This window comes from Paracoccus sphaerophysae, assembly GCF_000763805.1.
GTDB classification, from domain to species: Bacteria; Pseudomonadota; Alphaproteobacteria; order Rhodobacterales; family Rhodobacteraceae; genus Paracoccus; species Paracoccus sphaerophysae.
In genome coordinates, this window is record NZ_JRKS01000006.1 from 18168 (window position 1) to 41486 (window position 23319).

27 protein-coding genes, 1 tRNA gene and 1 pseudogene are annotated in these 23319 nt (G+C 68.9%); 15 read left to right on the forward strand and 14 right to left on the reverse strand.

Features of this window, described 5'->3' with window-relative positions; all coding sequences use genetic code 11:
- Window positions 1-5: 5 nt before the first annotated feature.
- The 5 genes from IC63_RS03365 to IC63_RS17275 all read right to left on the reverse strand — a co-directional run bounded on the left by IC63_RS03365 (window position 6) and on the right by IC63_RS17275 (window position 4840).
- Window positions 6-290 (reverse strand): hypothetical protein, encoded by a 285-nt coding sequence (locus IC63_RS03365; RefSeq protein ID WP_036716926.1) that lies wholly within the window; start codon window positions 288-290, stop codon window positions 6-8.
- A gap of 471 nt (window positions 291-761) precedes the next feature.
- Entirely contained in the window at window positions 762-1811 is a 1050-nt protein-coding gene (ftsY, locus tag IC63_RS03370) for a signal recognition particle-docking protein FtsY (RefSeq protein WP_036716927.1), read from the reverse strand.
- A 172-nt stretch (window positions 1812-1983) separates the two neighbouring features.
- Window positions 1984-2913 (reverse strand): class I fructose-bisphosphate aldolase, encoded by a 930-nt coding sequence (locus IC63_RS03375; protein ID WP_036716928.1) that lies wholly within the window; start codon window positions 2911-2913, stop codon window positions 1984-1986.
- Between the two features lie 149 nt (window positions 2914-3062).
- Window positions 3063-4028, reverse strand: coding sequence for a class II fructose-bisphosphatase (gene glpX / locus IC63_RS03380; protein WP_036716929.1), 966 nt, complete (start codon window positions 4026-4028; stop codon window positions 3063-3065).
- Window positions 4029-4297: 269 nt separating this feature from the next.
- Window positions 4298-4840 (reverse strand): GNAT family N-acetyltransferase, encoded by a 543-nt coding sequence (locus IC63_RS17275; RefSeq protein WP_198026235.1) that lies wholly within the window; start codon window positions 4838-4840, stop codon window positions 4298-4300.
- A gap of 382 nt (window positions 4841-5222) precedes the next feature.
- Here IC63_RS17275 and IC63_RS03385 point away from each other — a divergent pair, with 382 nt between their 5' ends.
- On the forward strand, window positions 5223-5543 hold the full coding sequence (locus tag IC63_RS03385) for a hypothetical protein (RefSeq protein WP_036716930.1): 321 nt from the start codon (window positions 5223-5225) through the stop codon (window positions 5541-5543).
- On the opposite strand, the gene IC63_RS03390 is transcribed toward IC63_RS03385, so the two are convergent.
- On the reverse strand, window positions 5540-5800 hold the full coding sequence (locus tag IC63_RS03390; RefSeq protein ID WP_198026236.1) for a BolA family protein: 261 nt from the start codon (window positions 5798-5800) through the stop codon (window positions 5540-5542). The genes IC63_RS03385 and IC63_RS03390 overlap by 4 nt on opposite strands.
- A 73-nt stretch (window positions 5801-5873) precedes the next feature.
- Here IC63_RS03390 and IC63_RS03395 point away from each other — a divergent pair, with 73 nt between their 5' ends.
- Entirely contained in the window at window positions 5874-6500 is a 627-nt protein-coding gene (locus IC63_RS03395) for a DnaJ domain-containing protein (RefSeq protein ID WP_036716931.1), read from the forward strand.
- Window positions 6501-6570: 70 nt separating this feature from the next.
- Here the strand turns inward: IC63_RS03395 and IC63_RS03400 are convergent, their stop codons facing one another.
- Window positions 6571-7167, reverse strand: a complete 597-nt coding sequence (locus tag IC63_RS03400; RefSeq protein WP_036716932.1) for a peptidylprolyl isomerase — start codon at window positions 7165-7167, stop codon at window positions 6571-6573.
- On the reverse strand, window positions 7160-7660 hold the full coding sequence (locus IC63_RS03405; RefSeq protein WP_036716933.1) for a peptidylprolyl isomerase: 501 nt from the start codon (window positions 7658-7660) through the stop codon (window positions 7160-7162). The genes IC63_RS03400 and IC63_RS03405 overlap by 8 nt, the downstream gene beginning before the upstream one ends.
- Window positions 7661-7885: 225 nt before the next feature.
- Here IC63_RS03405 and IC63_RS03410 point away from each other — a divergent pair, with 225 nt between their 5' ends.
- A complete protein-coding gene (locus IC63_RS03410) occupies window positions 7886-9061 on the forward strand; it encodes a phosphoglycerate kinase (RefSeq protein ID WP_156965338.1) in 1176 nt (391 codons plus the stop codon).
- Between the two features lie 72 nt (window positions 9062-9133).
- On the opposite strand, the gene IC63_RS03415 is transcribed toward IC63_RS03410, so the two are convergent.
- Window positions 9134-9382, reverse strand: coding sequence for a hypothetical protein (locus IC63_RS03415; RefSeq protein ID WP_036716935.1), 249 nt, complete (start codon window positions 9380-9382; stop codon window positions 9134-9136).
- A gap of 141 nt (window positions 9383-9523) precedes the next feature.
- Between IC63_RS03415 and IC63_RS03420 the strand changes: the two are divergent.
- The 9 genes and pseudogenes from IC63_RS03420 to IC63_RS03460 all read left to right on the forward strand — a co-directional run bounded on the left by IC63_RS03420 (window position 9524) and on the right by IC63_RS03460 (window position 16128).
- Window positions 9524-11063: pseudogene (locus IC63_RS03420) on the forward strand (single-stranded-DNA-specific exonuclease RecJ).
- 111 nt (window positions 11064-11174) lie between these two features.
- Window positions 11175-11249, forward strand: a tRNA-Glu gene (locus IC63_RS03425).
- A gap of 360 nt (window positions 11250-11609) precedes the next feature.
- Window positions 11610-12113 (forward strand): type III secretion system chaperone family protein, encoded by a 504-nt coding sequence (locus IC63_RS03430; RefSeq protein WP_036716936.1) that lies wholly within the window; start codon window positions 11610-11612, stop codon window positions 12111-12113.
- Between the two features lie 117 nt (window positions 12114-12230).
- Entirely contained in the window at window positions 12231-13040 is an 810-nt protein-coding gene (gene proC / locus IC63_RS03435) for a pyrroline-5-carboxylate reductase (RefSeq protein WP_036716937.1), read from the forward strand.
- Window positions 13037-13405, forward strand: coding sequence for a tRNA-binding protein (locus IC63_RS03440; protein ID WP_052041843.1), 369 nt, complete (start codon window positions 13037-13039; stop codon window positions 13403-13405). Before proC ends, IC63_RS03440 begins: the two co-directional genes overlap by 4 nt.
- Window positions 13405-14379: a 2-hydroxyacid dehydrogenase gene (locus IC63_RS03445; protein ID WP_036716938.1), complete on the forward strand. Its 975-nt coding sequence runs from the start codon at window positions 13405-13407 to the stop codon at window positions 14377-14379. Before IC63_RS03440 ends, IC63_RS03445 begins: the two co-directional genes overlap by 1 nt.
- Before the next feature lie 83 nt (window positions 14380-14462).
- Window positions 14463-14663, forward strand: coding sequence for a CsbD family protein (locus IC63_RS03450; protein WP_036716939.1), 201 nt, complete (start codon window positions 14463-14465; stop codon window positions 14661-14663).
- Window positions 14664-14748: 85 nt separating this feature from the next.
- Window positions 14749-15513 carry a DUF1045 domain-containing protein gene (locus tag IC63_RS03455; RefSeq protein WP_052041844.1) on the forward strand — a complete coding sequence of 255 codons (765 nt, stop codon included), beginning with the start codon at window positions 14749-14751 and terminating at the stop codon, window positions 15511-15513.
- A 135-nt stretch (window positions 15514-15648) separates the two neighbouring features.
- Window positions 15649-16128 (forward strand): type II toxin-antitoxin system RatA family toxin, encoded by a 480-nt coding sequence (locus IC63_RS03460; RefSeq protein WP_036717024.1) that lies wholly within the window; start codon window positions 15649-15651, stop codon window positions 16126-16128.
- Here IC63_RS03460 and IC63_RS03465 read toward each other — a convergent pair.
- Window positions 16089-16697, reverse strand: coding sequence for a sulfotransferase family protein (locus IC63_RS03465; protein ID WP_036716940.1), 609 nt, complete (start codon window positions 16695-16697; stop codon window positions 16089-16091). The two genes, IC63_RS03460 and IC63_RS03465, sit on opposite strands and share 40 nt — an antisense overlap.
- A 96-nt stretch (window positions 16698-16793) precedes the next feature.
- Here IC63_RS03465 and IC63_RS03470 point away from each other — a divergent pair, with 96 nt between their 5' ends.
- Genes IC63_RS03470 through IC63_RS03480 form a run of 3 tightly spaced genes read left to right on the forward strand, consistent with a single transcriptional unit; the run spans window position 16794 to window position 18736 of the window.
- Complete coding sequence (locus tag IC63_RS03470; RefSeq protein WP_036716942.1) at window positions 16794-17390, forward strand: HAD family hydrolase; 597 nt, start codon at window positions 16794-16796, stop codon at window positions 17388-17390.
- A gap of 57 nt (window positions 17391-17447) precedes the next feature.
- Window positions 17448-18017: a DUF4202 domain-containing protein gene (locus tag IC63_RS03475; RefSeq protein WP_036716943.1), complete on the forward strand. Its 570-nt coding sequence runs from the start codon at window positions 17448-17450 to the stop codon at window positions 18015-18017.
- Window positions 18017-18736 carry a hypothetical protein gene (locus IC63_RS03480; RefSeq protein ID WP_052041851.1) on the forward strand — a complete coding sequence of 240 codons (720 nt, stop codon included), beginning with the start codon at window positions 18017-18019 and terminating at the stop codon, window positions 18734-18736. Before IC63_RS03475 ends, IC63_RS03480 begins: the two co-directional genes overlap by 1 nt.
- Before the next feature lie 63 nt (window positions 18737-18799).
- On the opposite strand, the gene IC63_RS03485 is transcribed toward IC63_RS03480, so the two are convergent.
- From IC63_RS03485 to IC63_RS03500, 4 genes are all read right to left on the reverse strand, one after another.
- Complete coding sequence (locus IC63_RS03485; RefSeq protein WP_036716945.1) at window positions 18800-20122, reverse strand: TRAP transporter large permease; 1323 nt, start codon at window positions 20120-20122, stop codon at window positions 18800-18802.
- The gene (locus IC63_RS03490; protein WP_036716947.1) at window positions 20119-20745 is read right to left on the reverse strand and encodes a TRAP transporter small permease; all 627 of its coding nucleotides are present in this window, start codon (window positions 20743-20745) and stop codon (window positions 20119-20121) included. The genes IC63_RS03485 and IC63_RS03490 overlap by 4 nt, the downstream gene beginning before the upstream one ends.
- Window positions 20746-20862: 117 nt before the next feature.
- The gene (locus IC63_RS03495; protein WP_036716948.1) at window positions 20863-21855 is read right to left on the reverse strand and encodes a TRAP transporter substrate-binding protein; all 993 of its coding nucleotides are present in this window, start codon (window positions 21853-21855) and stop codon (window positions 20863-20865) included.
- Window positions 21856-21950: 95 nt separating this feature from the next.
- Window positions 21951-23303: an MATE family efflux transporter gene (locus IC63_RS03500; protein ID WP_036716950.1), complete on the reverse strand. Its 1353-nt coding sequence runs from the start codon at window positions 23301-23303 to the stop codon at window positions 21951-21953.
- Window positions 23304-23319: the final 16 nt, after the last annotated feature.

Here is a 23319-nt window from a genome sequence, read left to right on the forward strand (position 1 = left end):
CGGGCTCAGGCGGCAAAGCGATAGCCCAGCCGGGTCTCGGTGTCGTGGTCCAGCGCGCGTTGCACGAACGCGCGGTCGGCGTCGCTGAAGACCGGCGTGGCGTCGCGTCGCGGGCCCTCGATGGTGCGGGTCGTCATCTCGCCCAGCTGCGTGTCGGGCAAGGCGAGGGCGCCCGGGTTGCGCTCGATCGCAAACAGCGCGCACAGGCGATCCAGAACCGCGTCCGGGCGTGCCGTGACATCTTCGTGGCGGATGAGCGCGACATTGCAGCCGCGTTCCAGAATTCCCAAAAAACGCCGCGTTCGTGAGATTGCGCAGATCGACCGGGTTGGCGGGCATCTTTCCCGTGATCGGATGGCGGTCGCGCTGCACCGGCAGCCTGAAGGACTTGCGCGCCCCGATCGCGCTCATTGCGATGGGCATATCCAGAATGGTGCGCCACGGCGACCTGAGAAATTCGGAAAACGTGCCGTCGGTATCTTCGGCCGGCGTCTCCCCGATCCGAAACCTTGCGGGTGGAAAAACAGATGCACGGAATTCTGTCAACGCATCGGGCAGCCGGGGAAATGCGCAAAAACTGTCACATTTGCGACCGCGCGGGGAATCGTGTGTCGATCCGCAAGACGCACGTTACGCAAGGTCTGAATGGTCTGCCTGAACGTCGGGCAAACCGGGAAATGACCGGGCATCGTCATCAGTCGTCAATCGGCCTGACTTCGACGCGCCGGCCGCAAGGCGGGGGGCTCGCCGCAGACCGACCCTTACAACCCCACCAGAGCCGTTGCGAAGTCCCGCGCGTCGAAGGCATCCAGGTCGTCGATCTGCTCGCCCACCCCGATGGCGTGGATCGGCAGGCCGAAGCGGTCGGCCAGCGCCACCAGCACCCCGCCCCGCGCGGTGCCGTCCAGCTTGGTCATCACCAGCCCCGACACATCCGCCAGCTTGCGGAACGTGTCGACCTGGGACAGCGCGTTCTGGCCGGTGGTCGCATCCAGCACCAGCAGCGTGTTGTGCGGGGCCGAGGGGTCCTTCTTGCGGATCACGCGGACGATCTTGGCCAGTTCCTCCATCAGGTCGGCGCGGTTCTGCAACCGCCCCGCCGTGTCGATCAGCAGCAGGTCGGCGCCCTCGGCCTCGGCCCGGGTCATCGCCTCGAAGGCGAGGCTGGCGGGGTCGGACCCCTGCGGCGCGACCATCACTGGCACGCCGGCGCGCTGGCCCCAGACCTGCAGCTGTTCGACCGCCGCGGCGCGGAAGGTGTCGCCGGCGGCGATCACCACCGACTTGCCGGCGGTGCGGAACTGGCTGGCCAGCTTGCCGATGGTGGTAGTCTTTCCCGACCCGTTCACGCCGACGACCAGCACCACTTGCGGCTTCTTGGGATACAGCGGCAGCGGCCGGGCGACGGGGGTCATGATCCGCGTCACCTCGTCGGCCAACGCCTGCTTCAGCTCGGTGGCGCTGATCCGGCGACCCATCCGGCCTTCGGCGATGTTGGCCGTCACGCGCAGCGCGGTGTCAGTGCCCATGTCGGCCGCGATCAGCATGTCCTCGAGGTCTTCCAGCATCGCGTCGTCCAGCTCGCGCCGCGGCTCGGCGGGGGCGGCAGAGCCGAAGATGCGCCCCATGAACCCGGGCCTTTCCGCCGCCGGCTCGGCCGTCGGCCGAGGGGCAGGCGCCGCCGGGGCAGGCACCGAGGGGGCCGGTTGAACCGGCGCCGGACCGGCTTCGCTGACGATCTCGTCCAGCCCGCTCCCGATCTTCGAGGACGATTTGCTCAGCCGCTCGCGCAGCTTGGAAAAGAACGACATCAGCAATCCCCTCGCGGTTTCCGCCTAACTAGGCAGTCCGCGCCGAAAGGAAAACCCCGCCGCGTCCGGGCCTTCTTCTTTGCCCAAATATCCTGGGGGGTGAGGGGGCAAAGCCCCCAAACTGAAACGGGCGGCGCCCCGCGCCGCCCGCCGCTGTTCCTGCAACGCCCGATCAGGCCTTGCCGAGATAGATGTCCACCAGCTTGCCCAGCATCGCCAGCGCATCCTCGCGCGAGCGCTGGAAGCTGTTGCGCCCGATGATCGAGCCGTTGCCGCCGCCGTCGCGGATAGCGATCGCATCCTCGTAGACCGCGTCCGACCCCTTGGCCGCACCGCCCGAGAACACCACGATCCGGCGCCCGCCGAAGGCCGCCTGCATGCAGTGTTCGACCCGCTTGGCCTGGGTCGAGATGTCGATCCCCTGGTCCTCATAGACCTTCTTGGCGTCCTTGTTTTCCAGGTGGTCGGTGGACAGCTTGATCTTGATGATATGGGCGCCCAGCAGCGCCGCGATCTGCGCCGCATAGGCGGCGATGTCGATGGCGGTCTCGCCGTCCTTGCTGATCGCCTCGCCGCGCGGATAGGACCAGATCACCGTCGGGATGCCGACCGAGGCCGCCTCGGCGCGCATCTCGGAGATCTCCTCGAACATGTCCAGCGCCATGTCCGAACCCGGATAGATGGTGAAGCCGATGGCCGCGCAGCCCAGCCGCAGCGCGTCCTGCACGGTCGCGGTCACCGCCTGGTTCTTGCCGGCGGTGTCCGACATCAGCGAGTTCGCCGAGTTGCACTTGAGGATCGTGGGGATCTGGCCGGCGAAGCTGTCGGCGCCGGCCTCGATCATGCCCAGCGGCGCGGCGTAGGCGTTCAGCCCGGCGTCGATGGCCAGCTGATAGTGGTAATGGGGGTCATAGCCCAGCGGGTTCTTGGCGAAGGACCGTGCCGGGCCATGCTCGAACCCCTGGTCCACGGGCAGGATGATCATCTTGCCGGTGCCGGCCAGCTTTCCGGTCATCAGCATCCGGGCCAGATTGCCTTTCACGCCGGGGTTCTCGCCCTCGTAATTGGCGAGGATTTTCTTGACGGTGTCGGTCATCTGCATCGGACGGCTCCTGGTCATGGTCGGATGGCGACCCCTTAACAGACCGTCCGCCGAACGGAAGAGCGGTTGCGCTAACGGCGCCGCCGGGGTGCCGCGGGGCGGAAAGCTGCGCGGGCGCCGCCGTGACGGGGCGCCGGCGCACCCACGCCTCAGCGGATCGGGTTGCGATAGAACACCCGCCGGACCGAGCCGGTCTTCGACCGCATCAGGATCGTCTCGGTCTCGATGAAGCCCGGTTCGCGACGCAGCCCCTGCACGATCGAGCCGTTGGTGACCCCGGTGGCCGAGAAGATCACGTCCGCCGTCACCATCTCGTCGCGCGAATAGATGCGGTTCAGGTCGGTGATGCCGGCCTTGGCGGCGCGGCCGCGTTCGTCGTCGTTGCGAAACAGCAGCCGGCCCCAGATCTGCCCGCCCATGCATTTCAGCGCCGAGGCCGCCAGCACCCCCTCGGGCGCGCCGCCCGAGCCCATGTACATGTCGATCCCGGTCTTGTCCGGCTCGGCCACGTGCATGACGCCGGCCACGTCGCCATCGGTGATCAGACGGATCGCGGCGCCGGTGGCGCGGACCTCGGCAATCATGTCCTCGTGCCGCGGGCGTTCGAGGATGCACACGGTGATATCCTCGGGCTTCACCCCGCCGGCCTTGGCCAGCGCGTGCACCCGCTCGGCCGGGGTCATGTCCAGCGACACCACGTCCTTGTCATATCCCGGCCCCACGGCCAGCTTGTCCATATAGACGTCGGGCGCGTGCAGCAGCGTGCCGCGCGGCGCCATCGCGATCACGGTCAGCGCGTTCGGCATGTCCTTGGCGGTCAGCGTCGTGCCTTCCAGCGGGTCCAGCGCGATGTCGACCTCGGGGCCCTCGCCCGAGCCCACCTCTTCGCCGATATACAGCATCGGTGCCTCGTCGCGCTCGCCCTCGCCGATGACCACCACGCCCTTGATGTCCAGCAGGTTCAGCTGTTCGCGCATGGCGTTGACCGCGGCCTGGTCGGCCGCCTTTTCGTCGCCGCGGCCGATCAGCCGGGCCGACGCGTGGGCGGCGGCCTCGCTGACGCGGGCGAGGCCCAGCGAAAGCATCCGGTCGTTGAAATCCTTGGTGGCGGTCATGGCGATCCCTCGCGTTGCGCGGCATGTGGTTCGCGCGGTGATGGTTGCCGCGCTCTTAGTCTCCGCCCCGGGACGGGGCAAGACTGGGGGCGCTAACGCCGCGCCTGCATCGACGGGGTGCTTTGACAAGCTGCATTGACGGGGCGCTGGCTCGGCTGCAGGCTGGCGACCCCTCCCGCCGAAGGGCGGGTTGTGTAGTTTTTGTATGCTGATCGCCCGCGAAGGGGCTTGCCCCCGAGTGGGCGGTAAAGGGGGGGGCAGGGGGGGATTCATCCTCTGGAAACGTCCATCCGCTTTTCAAAACGAAACATCTCATCATTGTCCGTTTCCGCTCCTGCATCTTCGCCATGAAAATGCGGGTCAGGGTTCCCACCATGATAGTATTCGGTGATGCAGAAGCCGCAGACATTCACATAGAAATGGATGTTCCGTTTCTCGAAGCATGGCGTGTGTGTGATCCACAGCTTCGTTTCAGGATAAGCCTCTTCGATAGCCTTCCAGGCTTTTCGTCCAATCCCACGACCGAGCTTGTCTTTACGGATGTAGAGAAAGCCGAGGGAGTTGTGATGCGTTGACGGGTCAATCTCCAAGATTGCTCCTCCCACCCACTGCCCATCTTCCAGAATGCGATGAGCAATCGCATTTGGAGCAGACAGTGTTGAGGCCACATCTTCGTCAGAGGGGATCGGGCCTTCATCCAGTGATCCGAAGGTTTCAATGACTGCGATAGCGAAGGCATCCTGAAGTTCTGACCTGAAACGCGGATAGTCCGCTTCCGAGGCTAGATCCAGCGTTACGTTCCCAGCCATCATCATTAATCCTTTTGCAGATTTTTTCTTAATTATAGGTTATGTCGCGAGCATACTCTCGTGGCCACCACTGCGGTGTAGCCCCTCGTGCTCGTGAGGGGTGCTGCGCTGGCGCCCATGAACCACGGTCTCGCGATCCTGTCGGCGCTGGCCCATGGCGCGACGCTGGCGCTGTCCCTGCGCCTGCACCGGCGCGGCTCGGCCGACACATGGCTGCGCCAGCGCGTCAGCGCCTAAGCCAACGGTCCGCAGGCGCGGCTGTTCATGACCTATGGCCTCGTCGGGATCGTCGCGGCGGGCCTGTTGGCCGCGGCGATGGCGGGGCGCGGCCTTCCGCGGCTGGCAGTGGGCTGCCTCGCGGCGATGGCAGCGTTGCGGATCCGGGGTGTTCGCCTTGCGCACCGGGGATGGCACCGCGGCCCGAGCGGCGGAATCGCAGGTGCATCTGGCGCAGGCGGTGGTCACCTTCACGCTGGCCTGTCAGGCCGTCAGCAGCGGCACGCCGCGCGCGGGCGAACTGGTCCCGTCCCATGCGCCGCTTTTTCGCGGGCTGGCCTGGATCGCGGCGCTGTCGCTGGCCGGGGTGGTGGCGACCGGCGTCGTGCCGGCGTTGCCGCGCTGGTTCGGGCTGGCCGAGCCGCTGTTCTTGGGCGCGACGCTGGCGTGGTTCGCGCTGCTCGCCGCCGGGCTGGCCTCGGTCCCCTAGTCCGACGCCAGTTCCAGCGCCAGCGCGTGGATGCGGGGCACGATGTCGCCCAAGGTGCGGATCACCAGGCGGTGCCGCTCGACCCGCGACAGGTCGGCAAAGGCCTGCGCGCTCATCTTCACGCGGTAATGGGTCTGGCCTTCCGGGCGGGCGCCGGCATGGCCGGCGTGCAGGTGGCTTTCGTCGATGACTTCCAGCCAGGTCGGCGCCAGGGCTTCCAGTCGGTGGCGCATCTCGTCGGCGATCAATTGCGTCATGGTGGCCGCTCCCTCTTTCGCTCCGGTTGAAATGCCCTACACTTCCGGTCCCGAGTCGAAAAGCAGGCCTTTCATGACCAACAGCGATCCGTTCGGATTCGATATCTCGGCGGCCTCGGACAAGAAGCGCCGGGCCAAGGGGCGGCGCGGCATGTCCGGCGCCTTCGAAACCTCGACCCGTCGCTGCGACAAGGTGGGGTGCACCCAGCCGGGCCAGTACCGGGCGCCCAAGTCGCCCAAGCAGCTGGACGAGTATTACTGGTTCTGCAAGGACCACGTCCGCGAATACAACGCCAACTGGAACTATTTCCAGGGCCAGTCCGAGGCGGAATTCCAGGAATTCCTCGACAACGCCACGGTTTGGGAACGCCCGACCCGTCCCTTCGGCAGCGCCGCGCAGGAACAGGCCTGGGCGCGCCACGGGGTCAGCGATCCGCTGGAAATCCTCGGCGCCAACGGCACCAACCCCGAGGCGCGCGCCCGCGCCACCCGCAAGCTGCCCCCGACCGAGCGTCGCGCGCTCGAAATCCTCGACGCCAAGGACAGCTGGACCAAGGTGGAGATCCGCAAGCAATACAAGTCGCTGGTCAAGGACCTGCATCCCGACATGAACGGCGGAGACAGGTCCGACGAGGACCGGCTGCAAGAGGTCGTCTGGGCCTGGGACCAGATCAAGGACAGCCGCAGCTTCAAGGACTGACGGCCGGGAACCCCCTTCAAACACAAAAGGCCCGCCGGGATGGCGGGCCTTTCGCTTGTGTCGCGGCCGGTCACGGGGTGATCGTGACCTTCGCCATGTAATCGGGCTTGTCCACGGCGCCGTTCGCGGCCTGGTCGCCCTTCTTGATCGCGTTCAGCACGTCCCAGCCTTCGACCAGCTGGCCGACGACGGTGTACTGCCCGTCCAGGAAGCTCGCCGGCGCCAGGTCGATGAAGAACTGGCTGTTGGCGCTGTCCAGGCTTTGCGAGCGGGCCATGCCCACCGTACCGGCGCCGAAGGTGACGTCGCTCAACTCGGCGGCGAGGTCGGGCATGTCCGACCCGCCCATGCCGGCCTGCGCAGTGTCGCCGTCATGCTTGCCGTGCTGCACGTCGCCGGTCTGGGCCATGAAGCCGTCGATGACGCGGTGGAACACCACCCCGTCATAGGCGCCCGAGTTGGCCAGCGCGGTCAGCCGCTCGATATGCTTGGGCGCCTTGTCGGCGAACAGGTCCAGCACGATCTTGCCCTTGGGCTGGCCGGCGGCGTCGGCGACCTCGATCACCATGTTGGGGCCGGGGCCGTCGGTTGCCGAGGGCGCGGCGACCTGCGCCTGCGCGGCGGCGGCCGACAAGATGACGGCAGAGGAGATCAGGAACTTACGCATCGGCGGCCACCTTGACGGAAATCATGCGATCGGGGTTCGCCGGCGGCTCGCCGCGGGCGATCTTGTCAACGAACTCCATGCCCGAGATCACCCGCCCATAGACGGTGTACTGCCCGTTCAGGAAATCGTTGTCCTTGAAGTTGATGAAGAACTGGCTGTTGGCGCTGTTGGGGTTCTGCGACCGCGCCGCCCCCAGCGTGCCGCGGGCATGGGGCAGCTTGGAAAACTCGGCCGGCAGGTCAGGCAGGTCCGATCCGCCGGTGCCCGCGCGCCGCGCGTCGCCGCCCTCGCGGCCGTGTTCCACGTCGCCGGTCTGGGCCATGAAGCCCTCGATCACGCGGTGGAAGGCGACGCCGTCATACTTGCCGGCGCGGGCCAGCTCCTTCATCCGCGCGGCGTGTTTCGGCGCCACGTCGGGCAGCAGTTCGATGACCACCGGGCCGTCCTTCAGCTCGATGATGATCGTGTTTTCGGGATCCTTGATGTCGGCCATGAGGCTTCCTTCCGTTGGTTCGGGTGACGGTCTAGGCCGTCCGGGATGCAGCCGCAACGCGCGAACCGGCTGCCCGGGTCCGTGGCCGGCGCGGACCGAAGCCCGCTCACGGCGACCTAACCAAGAGTTGACGCGCCCGCCCGCTTGGCGGACAACGCGGCTCGTCATTGACCCACGTCGACCCGCAGGAGAACCGCCTTGGCCCGTTTCAATACCATCGACGACATGGACCTTGCCGGCAAGGTCGTGCTGACCCGCGTGGATGTGAACGTCCCGGTCGAAAACGGCCAGGTGACGGACGCGACCCGCATCGAAAAGATCGTGCCCACCGTCAAGGCGATCCAGGACAAGGGCGGCGTCCCGGTGCTGCTGGCCCATTTCGACCGGCCCAAGGGCAAGCGGGTCGATACGATGAGCCTGCGCCAGATCCTGCCGGCGCTGGAATCGGCGCTGGGGCAAAAGGTGCAGTTCGCCGACGAGGCGATCGGCGGCGACGCCAAGCGCGCCGTGGCGGGGCTGCAGCCGGGCGACGTGCTGCTGCTGGAAAACGCCCGCTTCTATCCGGGCGAGGAATCGAACGACGCCACCTTCGCTGCCTCGCTCGCGGCGCTGGGCCAGGCCTATGTGAACGACGCGTTTTCCGCCGCCCATCGCGCCCATGCCTCGACCGAGGGGCTGGGCCGGCTGATGCCCTCGGGCGCCGGCAAGCTGATGGAGGCGGAACTGAACGCGCTCGATTCGGCGCTGGGCGATCCCGACCGGCCGGTGGTGGCGGTGATCGGCGGGGCCAAGGTCTCGACCAAGCTGGACCTGCTGTCGAACCTGATCGAGAAGGTCGATCACCTGGTGATCGGCGGCGGCATGGCCAACACCTTCCTCGTCGCCAAGGGGATCGAGGTCGGCAAGTCGCTGGCCGAACGCGACATGGCCGACACCGCGCGCGAAATCCTGGACAAGGCGCAGTCCACCGGCTGCAGCATCCATCTGCCGGTCGATGTCGTCGTCGCCCGCGAATTCAAGGCCGGCGCCCCCAGCGAGGTGGTGCCGGCGAATGCCTGCCCGGCCGACGCAATGATCCTCGACGCCGGGCCCCAGACGGTGGCCGCGATTCGCGAGGTGTTCGCCGCCTGCCGCACGCTGATCTGGAACGGCCCGCTGGGCGCCTTCGAGATCGAGCCCTTCGATGCCGCCACCAACGCCGTCGCCCAGGCCGCGGCGCAGTTGACCCGTGAGGGCAAGCTGGTCTCGGTCGCCGGCGGCGGGGACACGGTCGCGGCGCTGAACAAGGCCGGGGTGGCCGACGATTTCAGCTTCATCTCGACCGCTGGCGGGGCGTTCCTGGAATGGATGGAGGGCAAGGACCTGCCCGGCGTCGCCGTGCTGGTCGCCGCCAAGCGCTGACGCCCGCCTGACGACAGCATGAAGGCGCGCCCGGGCGGCGCGCCTTTTCTGTTTCGCCGTCAGGCGAAGGCCTCAGTTGCTGGCGGGAGCCGTCGCGGGCGCAGTCGTGGCCGGCGCAGTCGTCGTCGCGGGAACGGTCGTCGTGCTGGTGCCCGCATCCCCCGTCGCCGGGGCCAGTTCGCCCTGCACGGGTTCGTCCCGGCCGCCGCCCCCGAAGACGATCAGCGCAACGCCGGCCAGAGCCAGCGCCGCAAGGATCGCGACGATGGCCGGCATGTGGCGGCGGGCGGCGCGCTCGGGGACGTTGTCGTTATGGGACATGGGGTGCTCCGGTGTTTGCAGGGCCCAACGCTGCGCGTCCGGCAGGGTTCCCGGATGCGCGGACCTGCGGACCCTGCCTCGGCGCACCCTGCCGTGACGCAGCCGCTTGCCCCCGCCCGCGCGCGGCGCGACAAGGCGGGCATGAGCGCCTTCCTCAACGTCCAATCCTCGCTGACCGGCCGCTACTGGAGCGGGCCGGACCCCGCCGAAGAGCGGCTCGCCGAAGGCCTCGCCCAGCAATCCGGCCTGCCGCTGCCGGTCGCCCGGGTGCTGGCCGGGCGCGGCGTGGCGGCCGAGGAATCGGCCGGGCACCTGGAGCCGCGGCTGCGCGACCTGCTGCCCGATCCGCTGACCCTGCGCGACATGGCCCCCGCGGCCGAACGGCTGGTCACGGCCGCGACGACCGGCCAGCGGATCGCGATCTTCGCCGATTACGACGTCGATGGCGGCGCCTCAGCCGCCCTGCTGCTGGGCTGGCTGCGGGCGCAAGGCCGCGACGCGACGCTGTATGTCCCCGACCGCATCGACGAGGGCTATGGCCCCAACGCCCCCGCGATCTCGGCCCTGGCCGACGACCACGACCTGATCGTCTGCGTGGATTGCGGCACGCTCAGCCACGAGGCGCTGGCCGCCGCCACCGGCCGCGCCGACGTCATCGTGCTGGACCACCACCAGGGCGGCGAGACGCTGCCCCCCGCGCTCGCGGTGGTGAACCCCAACCGGGCCGACGAGGACGGGGCGCTGGGCCATCTCTGCGCCGCGGGGGTGGTGTTCCTGACCCTCGTTCACGCCAACCGCGTCCTGCGCGGCCTGGGCCGGCCCGAGCCGGCGCTGATCCCGATGCTCGACTTGGTCGCGCTCGCGACGGTGGCCGACGTGGCGCCGCTGGTCGGCGTCAACCGCGCCTTCGTCCGCCAGGGGCTGGCGATCATGGCCCGGCGCGAGCGTCCGGGGCTGGTCGCGCTGGCCGACATCGCGCGGCTGGACGGCGCGCCCTCGGCCTTTCACCTGGGCTTCCTGCTGGGGCCGCGGATCAATGCCGGCGGCCGGGTCGGGCGCGCCGACCTGGGCGCGCTCTGCCTCAGCTGCGGGGACGGGCACGAGGCGGCGCGGCTGGCGGCGGAACTGGACCAGCTGAACCGCGACCGGCGCAGCATCGAGGCCGAGGTCCGCACCGAGGCGCTGGCCCAGGCCCAGTCGCGCGGCGATCCGGCGCTGGCCTGGGCCGCGGGCGAGAACTGGCATCCCGGCGTCGTCGGCATCGTCGCCGCGCGGCTGAAAGAGGCGACGGGTCTGCCCTCGGTCGTGATCGGCGTCGCGGGCGGGGTCGGCAAGGGGTCGGCCCGGTCGGTTCCCGGGGTCGATATCGGCCGCGCGATCCAGCGGCTCGCCGCCGAGGGGCTGATCGAGAAGGGCGGCGGCGCCGCGCTTTGCGCTGCCCGACCAGATCGTCGAGCAGGTCCAGACGATGGGTGACAGCCATCTGCGGCTGCGCCTGCGCAGCCCCGGCGCCCCGCCGCTGGATGCGGTCAGCTGGGGCGCCATGCACGGCCAGCTGGGCCCGGCGCTGCTGGGCCTCAAGGGGCGACGCTTCCACCTGGCCGGCCGGCTCGAGCTGTCGGTCTGGGGCGGCCGCCAGCGCATCCGCCTGCGTCTGGACGACGCCGCGCCGGCCGGCTGAGACGCCGGGCAGGAAAGATGCGCGGTCGCCGATTTTTCCCCTTGCGGGTCCACGCGGCATTGCCTAAACACCGCTCCACGCCGCGCGGCAGCCGCCGCAGGCGCCAATGGTGGCCCGTTCGTCTATCGGTTAGGACGTCAGGTTTTCAACCTGAAAAGAGGGGTTCGATTCCCCTACGGGCTGCCAGTTTCCTCTGAAACCAATGGGTTGATCCGCTGCCCCGCAGCTGACCGGTGGCGTTCGGCAGCGTCACTCGCAGCGCCGAGGGGCATGAGGGCCAGCGCCCTTTCGCGACAGGTCATCCCGAACGGCGGGACACCCGATCTGCCCGTGGCGCCAAGGGTCGTGCCAGCGGACCCCGGCACCGGCCCTCCTGCCCATCATGCCCGGCACCCGCCCCCTGATTTTCATCAAGATTTCACTTTACACCCCGTCCGATTCCGCCCAACGATATGTGGTAGAAGGCCCGTCCGCGGACCCCGCGGTCTAGTGGCACGAACCACAGGTTGGGGATAAACCCGGCCGCAGAGGCAAGGGCACAGGACAATGGCGCAGCTGGATCACTATATCCACAGCGAGGAAATCCATCCGATCGACATCGCGGAGACCGTCGCCACCCACCATGCGTGGGACTTCGACCGCCTCGCCGACGACCAGATCGCCATGACGGTCGAGGGCCAGTGGCGCAGCTACTCGCTGACGCTCGCCTGGTCCGCGCGCGAGGCGGTGCTGCGGCTGATCTGCACCTTCGACATGGACCCGCCCGCGGCGCGGATGCCGGCGCTCTACGAGGTGCTGAACCTCGCCAATGACGCGGTGTGGGACGGCGGCTTCACCTTCTGGGCGCCGCAGCGGCTGATGGTCTGGCGCTATGGGCTGGTGCTGGCGGGCGATCAGATCGCCGCGCCGGAACAGATCGACCACATGGTCCGCGCCGCGGTGGAAAGCTGCGAGCGGTTCTACCCGGCGTTCCAGCTGGCCTGCTGGGGCGACGCCGAGCCGCGCGCCGCGGTCGAGGTCGCGATGGCCGAGGCCTACGGCCGCGCCTGACGCCGCTCGGGCGGCCTTTTCCTGCCCATTCTGCCCCGCTGGCCCCTGGTCCGACTGGACAGTCGCCGGGCGATCGGGTCCCCTGCGCGGTAACGGGACAGGGGACACGGGGGACGCATGGATCTGGCGCATCTGAACGATCGGGGGCTGGTGCTCGTCGGCTGCGGCCGCATGGGCGGCGCGCTGCTGCGCGGCTGGCTGGGGCGCGGGCTGGCACCGGGGGCAGTCCACGTGATCGACCCCAACGCGCCGGGCTGGCTGGCGGCACGCGGGGTAAAGACCGACGGCCCGATGCCGACCGATCCGGCGGTGCTGGTGCTGGCGGTCAAGCCGCAGATGATGGGCGACGTGCTGCCGCAGCTGGTGGCGGCGGGGCAGGGCGGGACGCTGATCCTGTCGGTCGCTGCCGGCGTCACGCTCGGCACCTATCAGCGCGCCTTTCCCGGTGCCGCGATCGTGCGCGCGATGCCCAATACGCCGGCGGCGATCGGGCAGGGGATCAGCGCCATCGTCGGCAACGACCGCGCCGGCCCGGCCGAGATGGATCTCGCCGAAACCCTTATGGGCGCGGTAGGCCGCGTGGTGCGGCTGGAGGACGAAGCCCAGATGGACGCCGTCACCGCGGTCTCGGGCTCGGGTCCCGCCTATGTCTTTCACCTGATCGAGACGCTCGCCGCCGCCGGCGAGGCCGAGGGGCTGCCCGCGGCGCTGGCGCTGGATCTCGCGCGGGCGACCGTCGCGGGGGCGGGCGCGCTGGCGGTGGCCGAGGACGAAGACCCGGCCCGGCTGCGCGAGGCCGTCACCTCGCCCAACGGGACCACGGCAGCGGGGCTGGTCCATCTGATGGACGCCGAGACCGGCCTGCCGCCGCTGATCCGCCGCACCGTCGCTGCCGCTGCCGCCCGCGGGCGGGAGCTTGGCGCATGACCGACGCCCCGCAACATACCGCCCCCGCCCCGCAGATCGGCTGGGAGGATTTCGCCCGCGTCGACATCCGGGCCGGCACCATCACCCGCGCCGAACCCTTCCCCGAGGCGCGCAAGCCCGCGCTCCGCCTGTGGGTGGATTTCGGCCCCGGGATCGGCGAACGCCGCAGTTCGGCCCAGATCACCCGCCATTACGAACCCGCCGCGCTGGTCGGCCGGCAGGTGCTGGCGGTGGTCAACTTTCCGCCGCGCCAGATCGGCAAGGTCATGTCCGAGGTGCTGGTGCTGGGCCTGCCTGACGCCGACGGAGAGGTCGTGCTGATCGGCCCCGACAGCCCGGTCCCGAACGGAGGAAGGATGTTCTGATGCCGCCGCCTCGTCAGCCCCTGGCCCGCCTTCTCGTCACCCGCCGGATGACCGCCGCCGCCGAGGCCGCCATCAGCGCAGAATTCGACGCAACTTTCCGCGACTCGACCACCCCCCTGACCGAGGCCGAGGCGACCGCCGCCCTCGCCCATCATGACGCGATCATGCCGACCCTGGGCGATGGCTTCACCGCCGCGGCCTTTGCCGCGGCGCCGCCTCGGGCACGGGTGCTGGGCAATTTCGGCGCCGGCTTCAACCACATCGACCTGGCCGCCGCCGCCGAGGCCGGGGTCGTCGTCACCAACACGCCCGAGGTCGTCACCGACGCCACCGCCGACATCGCCCTGACCCTGATCCTGATGACCGCCCGCCGCGCCGGCGAGGGCGAGCGACTGGTCCGCGCCGGCCGCTGGAAGGGCTGGCACCCGACCCAGATGCTGGGAATGCACGTCACCGGCCGCACCGTCGGCATCATCGGCATGGGCCGCATCGGTCAGGCGATCGCGCGCCGCTGTCACGGCGGCTTTGCGATGCAGGTGCTGTTTCACAACCGCCGCGGGGTCGCGGGGCTGGGCTTCCCGGCCCGGCAGGTGCCCTTGCCCGAGCTGCTGGCATCGTCCGACATCGTCGTGCTGGCCGTGCCCGGCGGCGCCGAGACCCGGCATCTGATCAGGGCGGACCAGCTGGCCGCGATGCAGCCGCACGCGATCCTGATCAACATCGCCCGCGGCGACGTGGTGGACGAGGCGGCGCTGATCGCCGCCTTGGACGCGGGCCAGATCGCCGGCGCCGGGCTCGTCGTCTACGAGCGTGAACCGCTGGTGCCGGACACCCTTCGTGCGCGGGACGACGTCGTGCTGCTGCCCCATCTCGGGACTGCCGCCGAAGAGGTCCGGACCGCGATGGCCCTGCGGGCGCTGGAAAACCTACGCGCGGTCCGCGACGGCCGGGACCCGCCCGACCGCGTCGCCTGAGCGGAAATGAACCTGCGCCGGGAACCCGGCGCGGGGCCGTGCGTTTCCCTGCCACAACGCGCCAGCCTACAGGAGGATGCGACATGAACTGGGATATCATCCAGGGCAAGTGGGACCAGATCAAGGGCTCGGTAAAAGAGCATTGGGGCGATCTGACCGACGACGAAGTCACCCAGATCGCGGGCAACCGCGAAAAGTTGTCCGGCAAGCTGCAAGAGCGCTATGGCTGGACCAAGACCGAAGTCGACGAGAAGATGAACGACTTCTTCCGTCGTCACGTCTGATCGTCACGGCCGATTGCCTCTGGCAACGCCATGATCCAGACAAAGGGCGCCCCTCGCGGGCGCCCTTTTCCGTTGCGAGTTTCCGATGACCGAATTCCGACGCTTTGCCGTCTATGACCTCGGCCCGGCGCCGCTGGCAAGGTGGGGCGCGGCGTGGCTGGGCCGCGACGTCGTGGCGGGCCAGGATGTCGACCCGCTGGGCCCGGATGGCTGGACCCGCACCCCGCGGCGCTATGGGTTTCACGCGACGATCAAGGCGCCGTTCCGGCTCGCGGACGGGCTATCCGCCGCTGATCTGGGCGTCGCTCTGGACGATCTGTGCCGCGCGCTGGCGGCGGTGCAGATGCCGCGCCTGCGGCTGACGGAACAAGACGGGTTCCTCGCCCTCACCCCGCCGACCCAGCCGCCTTCAGTCACCGACCTCGCGGCGCAGGTCGTGGCAGCGCTCGACCGCTTCCGCGCGCCGCTGAACCCTGACGACATCGCCCGCCGCCAGCCCGACCGGCTGAGTGCGTTGGGGCGCGAAAACCTCATGCGCTGGGGCTATCCCCATGTCATGGGCGATTTCCGCTATCACATGACCCTGACCGGCGACCTGCCCCCCGCCGACCTTTCCGCCGCCCGCGCCGCGATCGAGCCGCAGCTGAACGGGCTTCTGCCCGATCCGCACCCGGTCGCCGCGCTGGCGCTGATGGGCGAGGATGCCGACGGGCGGTTCCATCTGATCCGGCGCTGCCCGCTCGCCCCGGTCAGGGCCGCGGCAACCGCGGGCGACGGGGATCCATCGTCGCCCAGTCCGGCCACCAGCCCATCCAGTCGATCGTCCCCAGCAGGATCACCGCGACGATGACGCCGACGACCAGGAACACCCGCCCCTCGGAGGGCGGGTTCCGGACCCAGCGGACGGCGCGCAGCAGCCACATCATGTTGTTCATCGCCTCATTCCTCTGCTAGACCGGGGCCGCCTGACGCCGAAGGATTGCCCGTGCCCAAACACGCCGAGACCCGCAACCTGCCCTGGTCGGCGCAGCAGATGTATGACCTCGTGGCCGATGTGGAAAGCTATCCGCAGTTCCTGCCCTGGAATACCGCCGCCCGCATCCGCGCCCGCCGCCCCGGCCCGGACGGGTCCGAGATCATCGACGCCGATCTGGTCATCAGCTTCAAGGTCTTCCGCGAACGCTTCGGCAGCCGGGTGACGCTGTTCCCCGCCGAAAAGCGCATCGAGACCGACTATCTGGACGGCCCCTTCAGCCACCTGCACAGCGGCTGGGAATTCGCCGACCGCCCCGAGGGCGGCTGCGAGGTGCGGTTCTTCGTCGATTTCGAGTTCCGCAACGCCATCCTGCGCAAGGTGATCGGCGTGGTGTTCGGCGAGGCGATGCACCGGATCGTCCGCGCCTTCGAGGACCGCGCCCGGGCGCTTTACGGGTCCGGCCGCGCGGCCGAGTCCCACAGCGCGTAATCCTCGGCCAGGGCCGCGCGCAGCCGCTCGGCGGTCGGCGCGGGCAGCGTCAGGTCGCCCGGCGGCGAGACGTTGACGCGGGGCAGCTCCAGCCGTGTGTCCAGCGCCTGTCCCAGGAACCGCACGGCGTGGTCCAGCTGCTCATAGCGAAACAGCAGGTCGGGCCCCGGATGCCCGGCGGCCGGGCGCAGGAACAGCGACTGCCGCCCCAGCGCGGCATAGGGCGGGCGCTTGCCCTCGGACAGGTAGTCCTCGACGAACCCCTCGAAGCTGATGCCGATGGTGCTGTTGGGCTTGCCCGCCTGCTGGGGGCGGGCGCGATAGCGATACCAGCTGCCCAGCCACGACACGGGTTCCCTGATCACCGCCATGACCCGAAACGGCGGGCCGGGGATAGTCTTCAGAAGCGGCAGGATCGAGTTCTGATACTGCCGCATCGTCAGGTGCTTGATCTCGGGCCGGGCGCGCAGCACGACCTGCGCACGGGGGGCCAGCACGTCCTCCAGCGCCGTCGTGCCGGTCTTGGGCACCGACAGCAGAACCAGACGGGGGGCGACGAAACCCAGCATGAGGGGCCTTTCCTGACTGGCGACGGGTATCCCCGCCCGCGCCGCGCTTGGCAAGTCCCGCCGGGCGTGGTTGATGGGGGCAGGAAAGGGCGCGCGGTGGACATCATCTTCGACCTTGGCAACGTGCTGATCGCGTGGGATCTGCATGCCGGTTTCGCCGACGACTTCGCGACCGAGGCGGAATTGCAGGCCTATCTCGACCGGGTGGGCTTCGCCGCCTGGAACCACCAGGCCGATGCCGGCCGCCCCTGGGCCGAGCTGATCGAGGACCTGTCGCGCCGTCACGGCGCCGATGCGGCGCCGGCGATCCACTACCCCGCCCGTCACCGGCTGACCATCGCCGAGCCCATCGAGGACACCTGGGCGCTGGTGGACCGGCTGGGCGCGCGCGGGCACCGGCTGTTCGCGCTGACCAACTGGTCGGCAGAAACCTTCGGCGACGCGCTGGCGCTGCATCCGCGGCTGGACGTGTTCGCCGATATCGTCGTGTCCGGGCGCGAGCGGGTCGCCAAGCCCGATCCGGCGATCTTCCGCATCCTGCTGGACCGCAACCGGCTGCGGGCTGCGGATTGCGTCTACGTCGACGACAACGCCGCCAATGTCGTGGCTGCCCGCGATCTGGCCATCGACGGCATCCGGTTCACCGACCCCGCGGCGCTGGAACGCGACCTGGCGATGCGCGGGCTTCTGTAAGGTGGACCTTGGCGCCCCCGCGTGGCACCTGTGGGGGCAGCCAGCAGGGGACCGCCAATGACCGCACGCGACCGCGTCTTCATCGCCATCGACGAGGCCAACGCCGCCGATCCGCGGCTCGAGGACGGCCAGCCAGCCGAGCTGCTGTATGGCCAGCGGATGACCGCCGAACAGCAGCATCTGCACCCCGACGCGACCGACCCCCTGGCCATTGCCTGCCGCGGCCAGCACATCGAACGCTGGATGCTGCCGCGCAGCGCCTATCCCGAGGGCCGCGAGGGGTATCTGACCTGGCGCCGCGACCAGGGCCGCCGCCATGCCGACCGCGTGATGGCGCTGATGCGCGACGCCGGCTATGCCGAGCCCGACATCGATGCCGCAGGACGGATGCTGCGCAAGGAGGGCATCAAGCGCGACCCGCAGGTGCAGGCGCTGGAGGATGTGGCCTGCTTTACCTTCATCCGCCACTACCTCGGTGATTTCGCCACCACCCAGGACCCCGACCAGCTGCTGCGGATCGTGCAGAAGACCGCGCGCAAGATGTCGTCCGCAGCGCGGGCGCGGGCGCTCGAGGAGTTCCCGATGCCCGACGCCTTCGCCGCGGCCTTCCGCGCCGAGGCGCCATGATGCCGCGCTGCGTTGGCTGCGACTGCGCCGAGCCTGCGCCGCAGGGCGCTCCGGACTTTGCGATCGTCGCCCACGGCCAGCCCGGCGATCCTGGCGCGCTGCAGCCCGAGATCGAGGCGCTGGCCGCCGCCGCCGCCGCGCTGCTGCCCGGCCGCCGCGTCCTCGGCGCGACGCTGGCCTGTCCCCGCAGCCTGGCCACGCTCAAGGGCGTCGGCGCCGTCTATCCGCTGTTCATGGCCGGCGGCTGGTTCGTCAATGCCGAGATGCCGCGCCGGCTGACCGCTGCGGGCGTTACCGGTTATAAGGTGCTTTCGCCGCTGGGCCTCGATCCCGCCCTGCCGCGGCTGGGGGGCCGGATCGCCGAGGATACCGCGCGGGCGGCCGGGCTGGACCCGGCCCGGACGACCCTGGTGGTGGCCGGGCACGGGTCGTCGAAATCTTCGGCCTCGGCCGACAGCACCCGCGCCTTTGCCGCGGCGCTGCCGCCAGGCTTTGCGCGCGTGGTGACCGGCTTCATCGAAGAGCTGCCCTACCTCAACGCCATCCAGCTGGATGGTCCCGCGATCTGCCTGCCCTTTTTCGCCACCAACGGAGAGCATACCAAAATCGATATACCGGAGGCGTGGACGGCGCTCGGGAGCCCCGGACCCATCGCGCCGCCGATCGGCACCACGCCCGACATTCCCGCGCTGATCGCCGCCAGCCTGCGCGCCGCCTGACCCGCAAGAAGAAAGGCCCCGGAGCTTCCTCCGGGGCCTCTCTCGTCCGATCTGCCGGGTGCCTTACATCCCTAGCGCGCGCGGCAGCCACAGCGAGATGGCCGGCACGTAGGTCACCAGCACCAAGAACACGAGCGCCGTCAGCAGCCACGGCAGCGCCGCCTTGCTGACCTCGGTCAGGCCCAGCTTCGAGATCGCCGAGCCGACATACAGGTTCAGGCCCACCGGCGGGGTGCAGAGCCCGATTTCCATGTTGACGACCAGCATGATCCCGAAATGCACCGGATCGACGCCCAGCTTCACCGCGACCGGGTAAAGGATCGGGGCCATGATGAGGACGATCGCCGACGGCTCCATCACCATGCCGATGAACAGCAGCATGACGTTGACCATGATCAGGAAGCCGATCTTGCCCAGCCCCAGGTCGACGATCCAGGCCGACAGCGCCTGCGGGATCTGCTCGGACGTCAGGATGAAGGCGAACATCACCGCGTTGGTGATGATGTAGAGCAGCATCGCCGACATCGCGGCCGAGCTGAGCAACACCCTGGGCACGTCGCGCAGACGGATGTCCTTGTAGACCCAGACGGCAATGACGAAGGCATAGACGGCGCTGACTGCCGCCGCCTCGGTCGGGGTGAACAGGCCGCCGTAGATACCGCCCATGATGATGACGATCAGCATCAGGCCCCAGACCGATTCCCGGAGCGCCTGCCAGCGCTCGCGGAAGCTGGCGCGCTGCATCCGCGGATAGCCGTTCTTCCACGCCCGATAGAAAGTCGTGAAACCCAGCATCGCGGCCAGCATCAGGCCCGGGATCACCCCGGCCATGAACAGCGCCCCGATCGAGGCCGACATCACCGTCTCGCCGTTCGGACCCGAGACGACCATCCCAGAGGTGGCGACCGAATACATGACCATCACGATCGAGGGCGGGATCAGGATGCCGAGGCCCCCCGCGGTGGCGATCGAGCCGACGCCGAACTGCGCCGGATAGCCCTGCCGCACCATCGCCGGGATAAGGATCGAGCCGACCGCCATCACCGTAGCCGGCGACGACCCCGAGATGGCGGCGAACAGCGCGCAGGCCAGCACCGCGGCCAAACCCATCCCGCCATACCAGTGCCCGACCATCGACGAGGCAAAGCGGATCATCCGCCGCGCCACACCCCCATGGGTCAGGAAGTTGCCCGCCAGGATGAAGAACGGGATCGCCATGATCTCGAACTTCTCGATGCCGGTGAACAGCTTCAGCGCGATGCTGTCCATCGGGATGTCGGTGAAGGCGAACAGGAAGCTGAACACCGTCAGGCCCAGCGCGATCGACACAGGCATCCCGGTGATCAGCAGCGCGGCCAGGATAAGGAAGATGACGATCGCGCTCATGCGTGGCCCCCCTTGGCGAGGTCCTGCGCCTCGTCCTCGATGCCGTCGACGGCTCCGTGGTCGTGATGGGCGACGAAACCGATGGTGATGTACAGGTAGAGCGCCTGGATGAAGCGGAAGCACATCAGCGCCGACCCCAGCGGCACGGCCAGGTAGATGATCCACATCGGCCATTCGAGGTCGGGCGAGGTCTGCCCACCCTGGCGCACGTGCCAGACGAAGTCGGTGCCGATCCAGACGAGGATCGCGGTGAAGATGATCCCGCCCGACATGGCGATGATCGTCATGATCCGGCGCGCCTGGCCCTCCAGCCGCTCGACCAGGATGTCGACGCCGACATGGATGCCGACCCGGACCCCGTAGGCGGCACCGAACTTGGCCATCCAGACGAACAGGTAGATGCACAGCTCCTGCGCCCAGACCAGGTTCAGCGACTTGAGCGTCATGAACGAGGACTTGGCGAAATCGGCCAGCCCCTCCATCTCGTGGCCGCGCGCCCAGCGCATCGTGCTGGCGGTGAAATCCAGCGAATAGCGCTGCGCCACCGACACGAAGATCAGCAGCGTCGCCGCGGCGATCAGCGTGGCGATCAGGATTTCTTCCAGCCTGTCGAGCAGTCTCATGACGGTCTCCTCCGCATCGCCCCGTTCCTCAGCATATCCCCGTCCCTTGTGCTTGTCGTTGCGTCGCGAAAGGGCCGGGCACGTCCGGCCCGGCCCGTCGCTGCCGCCGAGAGCGGCTTACTGGGCGGTGGCCGCCTCGATCGACTTGATGAGGTCGGCGCCGATGCGGTCGGCCATTTCCTCGCGCACCGGAGTCAGCGCCTCGACCCAGGCGGTCTTTTCCTCGGGGGTCAGCTCGTGGAATTCGGTCTTGCCGGCATCCTTCATCGCCTGCAGCGCCTTGTCGTTTTCTTCCTTGGCGATGCCGTTGCCGTATTCGGTCGCCTCGGCCACCGCCTTGTCCAGACTGGCGCGCACGTCCTCGGGCAGGCCGTCCCAGAACTTCTTGTTCACGATCAGCGCATAGCCCAGATAGCCGTGGTTCGACAGGGTGGCGTGTTTCTGCACCTCGTGCATCTTCTGGGTGTACATGTTCGAGGGCGGGTTTTCGGTCCCGTCCACGACGCCGGTCTGCAGCGCCTGGTAGACTTCCGAGAAGGCCATGACCTGCGGCACCGCGCCCAGCGCGTTCATCTGCGCTTCCAGCACCTTGGACGACTGGATGCGCATCTTGAGCCCGAGGAAGTCGTCGGGGGTGTGCAGCTTGGAGTTGGCCGACATGATCTTGAAGCCGTTGTCCCAGAAGGCCAGGCCCTTGATCCCCTTGTCTTCCAGCTTGGCCAGCATCCCCTTGCCGACCTCGCCGTCGGTCACCTTGCGCAGCTGGTCATAGCCGTCGAAGATGTAGGGCAGATCGAACGCCTCGAAATCGGAAATTCCGAGCGGGCCGAACTTGGCCAGAGACGGCGCCAGCATCTGGACCGCGCCCAACTGCAGCGCCTCGAGCTCTTCCTTGTCCTTGTAGAGCTGCGAGTTCGGATAGACTTCGACCTTGACCTTGCCCTCGGTGTATTTCTCGGCCAGCTCCTTGAACTTTTCGGCGGCCTTGCCCTTGGGCGTGTCCGGGGCCACGACATGGCTGAACTTGATGGTGACGTCCTGCGCAAGGGCAGGCACGGCCAGCGTGACGGCGACCAGCGCGGCAAGGCTGGTCCTGAGGATCGTGTTCATGTTTCGGATTCTCCCCGGTTGGAACGAACCGCAGCATAGGCGGCGCGCACGGGTCTGAAAAGCCGCGCTGCGCGGCCTGCGACACCGGCGCGGGGTCAGACCAGGGCGGTGATCTTGCGACGCCGCCAGACCAGCAGGTAATAGGCGCCCTGCGCCAGCATCATCGCCGCGAACGAGATGACATAGGCCCACCAGATGCCTTCCAGCCCGACAGTCCGCGACAGCAGGATCGCCAGCGGCAGCTCGACCAGCAGAACGCAGCCCATCGCGATCAGCATCGGCGGGATCACCGTGCCCGAGGACCGCATGATCCCCGAAAAGATCGTGCCGGCCCCGAACATCAGCGCCGACCAGCTGACGATGTGCAGCAGGTGCTGAGCCAGCTCGGCGACCTGCGGATCGGCCAGGAACGCCTGCACCACGAGGCGCGAGAACAGGTAGATCAGCGCCACCAGCGCGCCGGTCAGCACCAGGTTCATCATCTGCGCGGTGCGCAGCACGGCGTCCAGCCGGTCAGTCCGCCCGGCGCCGATCGCCTGGGCGCCATAGATCGAGGCGGCGATGGCGATCGAGAGGGCCGGAAACTGGGCATAGTTCTGCACCTGGCTGACCGCGCCATAGGCCGCCGTCGCCTCTGATCCGAAGCCGTTGATCAGTCCCACGATCACCAGCCCCGAGGCCGAGCCCACGACCAGCTGCGCCCCGGTCGGCAGGCCCAGCCGCAGCACCTGTTTCAGCAGCGCCCAGTCGGGCACCATCGCCCGCAGCAGCGCCGGGCCGGGCGCCAGCGGATGGTTGCGGCCGGCGAGCCACATGCCCAGCACGATCAGCCCGATGGTCTGGGCGATGCCCGTCGACCACGCGGCCGCGGACACGCCGAGGCCAAGCTGGGTGACCATCAGCAGCGTCAGGGCGGCGGCAAAGCCGGTGGCGACGGCCTGGATCACCAGCGGGCGGACCGAATCTCCGGTCCCGCGCAGCAGCGAGGCGGCGCAGATGAACAGGAACAGCACCGGCATGGTGACGAAGGCGGTGCGGGCATAGCTGACCGCGGGGCCCATCACGTCGGCAGGCGTGCCCATCAGCCGCAACAGCGCAGGCGCGGCGATGGCGCCGCCGATCCCGACCAGCAGCCCGATCCCCAGCGTGGCGCCCAGCGCCGTGCCGCCGATGCGGCGGACAAGATCGAGCTTTTGCGCGCCCCAGGCCTGCCCGACCAGCACGCTCGACCCGGCGGTGACGCCGATCACGAAGGCGATGAAGAAGAACGCGAGCGGCATGAAGGTCGCCATCGCCGCCAGCGCGCCGGTGCCCAGCATCCGTCCGACAACGATGCTGTTGATCGTCATCCCCAGCGATTGCAGGATGTTCTGGCCGATCAGCGGCAGCAGGAACATCAGGAAGCTGCGCCACAGCGGGCCGTCCTGGATCGAAGGGGGTCTGGCCATGTCGGATCCGCGTCTG

What these genes read in the sequence shown, in the direction of transcription:
- ftsY (WP_036716927.1), bottom strand. Translation starts at nt 1,811, where the DNA reads ATGTCGTTCTTTTCCAAGCTGCGCGAGCGGCTGAGCAAATCGTCCTCG.
- IC63_RS03375 (WP_036716928.1), bottom strand. Translation starts at nt 2,913, where the DNA reads ATGCAGATGACCGACACCGTCAAGAAAATCCTCGCCAATTACGAGGGC.
- glpX (WP_036716929.1), bottom strand. Translation starts at nt 4,028, where the DNA reads ATGACCGCCACCAAGGATTTCAACGACCGGATGCTTTCGCTGGGCCTC.
- IC63_RS17275 (WP_198026235.1), bottom strand. Translation starts at nt 4,840, where the DNA reads ATGATGGCTGGGAACGTAACGCTGGATCTAGCCTCGGAAGCGGACTAT.
- IC63_RS03390 (WP_198026236.1), bottom strand. Translation starts at nt 5,800, where the DNA reads ATGACGCAATTGATCGCCGACGAGATGCGCCACCGACTGGAAGCCCTG.
- IC63_RS03395 (WP_036716931.1), top strand. Translation starts at nt 5,874, where the DNA reads ATGACCAACAGCGATCCGTTCGGATTCGATATCTCGGCGGCCTCGGAC.
- IC63_RS03400 (WP_036716932.1), bottom strand. Translation starts at nt 7,167, where the DNA reads ATGCGTAAGTTCCTGATCTCCTCTGCCGTCATCTTGTCGGCCGCCGCC.
- IC63_RS03405 (WP_036716933.1), bottom strand. Translation starts at nt 7,660, where the DNA reads ATGGCCGACATCAAGGATCCCGAAAACACGATCATCATCGAGCTGAAG.
- IC63_RS03410 (WP_156965338.1), top strand. Translation starts at nt 7,886, where the DNA reads ATGGACCTTGCCGGCAAGGTCGTGCTGACCCGCGTGGATGTGAACGTC.
- IC63_RS03415 (WP_036716935.1), bottom strand. Translation starts at nt 9,382, where the DNA reads ATGTCCCATAACGACAACGTCCCCGAGCGCGCCGCCCGCCGCCACATG.
- IC63_RS03430 (WP_036716936.1), top strand. Translation starts at nt 11,610, where the DNA reads ATGGCGCAGCTGGATCACTATATCCACAGCGAGGAAATCCATCCGATC.
- proC (WP_036716937.1), top strand. Translation starts at nt 12,231, where the DNA reads ATGGATCTGGCGCATCTGAACGATCGGGGGCTGGTGCTCGTCGGCTGC.
- IC63_RS03440 (WP_052041843.1), top strand. Translation starts at nt 13,037, where the DNA reads ATGACCGACGCCCCGCAACATACCGCCCCCGCCCCGCAGATCGGCTGG.
- IC63_RS03445 (WP_036716938.1), top strand. Translation starts at nt 13,405, where the DNA reads ATGCCGCCGCCTCGTCAGCCCCTGGCCCGCCTTCTCGTCACCCGCCGG.
- IC63_RS03450 (WP_036716939.1), top strand. Translation starts at nt 14,463, where the DNA reads ATGAACTGGGATATCATCCAGGGCAAGTGGGACCAGATCAAGGGCTCG.
- IC63_RS03455 (WP_052041844.1), top strand. Translation starts at nt 14,749, where the DNA reads ATGACCGAATTCCGACGCTTTGCCGTCTATGACCTCGGCCCGGCGCCG.
- IC63_RS03465 (WP_036716940.1), bottom strand. Translation starts at nt 16,697, where the DNA reads ATGCTGGGTTTCGTCGCCCCCCGTCTGGTTCTGCTGTCGGTGCCCAAG.
- IC63_RS03475 (WP_036716943.1), top strand. Translation starts at nt 17,448, where the DNA reads ATGACCGCACGCGACCGCGTCTTCATCGCCATCGACGAGGCCAACGCC.
- IC63_RS03480 (WP_052041851.1), top strand. Translation starts at nt 18,017, where the DNA reads ATGCCGCGCTGCGTTGGCTGCGACTGCGCCGAGCCTGCGCCGCAGGGC.
- IC63_RS03485 (WP_036716945.1), bottom strand. Translation starts at nt 20,122, where the DNA reads ATGAGCGCGATCGTCATCTTCCTTATCCTGGCCGCGCTGCTGATCACC.
- IC63_RS03490 (WP_036716947.1), bottom strand. Translation starts at nt 20,745, where the DNA reads ATGAGACTGCTCGACAGGCTGGAAGAAATCCTGATCGCCACGCTGATC.
- IC63_RS03495 (WP_036716948.1), bottom strand. Translation starts at nt 21,855, where the DNA reads ATGAACACGATCCTCAGGACCAGCCTTGCCGCGCTGGTCGCCGTCACG.
- IC63_RS03500 (WP_036716950.1), bottom strand. Translation starts at nt 23,303, where the DNA reads ATGGCCAGACCCCCTTCGATCCAGGACGGCCCGCTGTGGCGCAGCTTC.